The 1,525-nt window shown below is 59.7% G+C and carries 1 rRNA gene; it reads left to right on the forward strand.

Features of this window, described 5'->3' with window-relative positions:
• Nucleotides 1-1,525 (forward strand): 23S ribosomal RNA (locus AC2CJA_RS26605); the annotation flags it as partial.

Consider the following 1,525-nt stretch of genomic DNA (forward strand, 5'->3'; position numbering starts at 1 on the left):
GTGTGGAGGGAACGCGGGGAAGTGAAACATCTCAGTACCCGCAGGAAGAGAAGACAACCGTGATTCCGGGAGTAGTGGCGAGCGAAACCGGATGAGGCCAAACCGGTCACGTGTGAGACCCGGCAGGGGTTGCGTGGTCGGGGTTGTGGGAGTGTGCTGGATCGGTCTGCCGGCCGGTCGGAGAGTCAGAAACCGTTGTGGTAGGCGAAGGGCATGCGAAAGGCCCGGCGTAGAGGGTAAGACCCCCGTAGCCGAAACCATGGCGGCTCTCTTGTGCATCACCCAAGTAGCACGGGGCCCGAGAAATCCCGTGTGAATCTGGCGGGACCACCCGTCAAGCCTAAATATTCCCTGGTGACCGATAGCGGAGAGTACCGTGAGGGAATGGTGAAAAGTACCGCGGGAGCGGAGTGAAATAGTACCTGAAACCGTGTGCCTACAAGCCGTGGGAGCGTCGCCGTGGGTGCTGGTCACTCGCGGTCGTGACTGCGTGCCTTTTGAAGAATGAGCCTGCGAGTTTGCGGTGCGTTGCGAGGTTAACCCGTGTGGGGAAGCCGTAGCGAAAGCGAGTCCGAACAGGGCGTTGGAGTAGCGTGCTCAAGACCCGAAGCGGAGTGATCTAGCCATGGGCAGGGTGAAGCGGCTGTAAGAGGTCGTGGAGGCCCGAACCCACCAGGGTTGAAAACCTGGGGGATGACCTGTGGTTAGGGGTGAAAGGCCAATCAAACTCCGTGATAGCTGGTTCTCCCCGAAATGCATTTAGGTGCAGCGTCGCGTGTTGCTTGCCGGAGGTAGAGCACTGGATAGGCGATGGGCCCTACCGGGTTACTGACCTTAGCCAAACTCCGAATGCCGGTAAGTGGTAAGCGCGGCAGTGAGACTGTGGGGGATAAGCTCCATGGTCGAGAGGGAAACAGCCCAGAGCATCGACTAAGGCCCCTAAGCGTGTGCTAAGTGGGAAAGGATGTGGAGTCGCAGAGACAACCAGGAGGTTGGCTTAGAAGCAGCCATCCTTGAAAGAGTGCGTAATAGCTCACTGGTCAAGTGATTCTGCGCCGATAATGTAGCGGGGCTCAAGCACACCGCCGACGTCGTGTCATCGGCACATGGACCTCTAACGGGGGTGTCGATGGGTAGGGGAGCGTCGTGTGCCGGGTGAAGCTGCCGTGGAAGCGAGTGGTGGACGGTACACGAGTGAGAATGCAGGCATGAGTAGCGATACAGGAGTGGGAAACTCCTGCGCCGATTGACCAAGGGTTCCTGGGTCAAGCTGATCTGCCCAGGGTAAGTCGGGGCCTAAGGCGAGGCCGACAGGCGTAGTCGATGGATAACCGGTTGATATTCCGGTACCCGCTGTGGAGCGCAAGGGCCGAGTCCGGTGATGCTAAGTCCGTGAAGCCCTCCGGTGCCTTCGGGTGTCGGGTGTGGGTGGAGCCGACGGTCCGATCCGGTAGTAGGTGAGTGATGGGGTGACGCAGGAAGGTAGTCCAGCCCGGGCGGTGGTTGTCCCGGGGTAAGGGTGTAG

The sequence above is a fragment of the Streptomyces sp. ATLC9 genome (assembly GCF_057196705.1).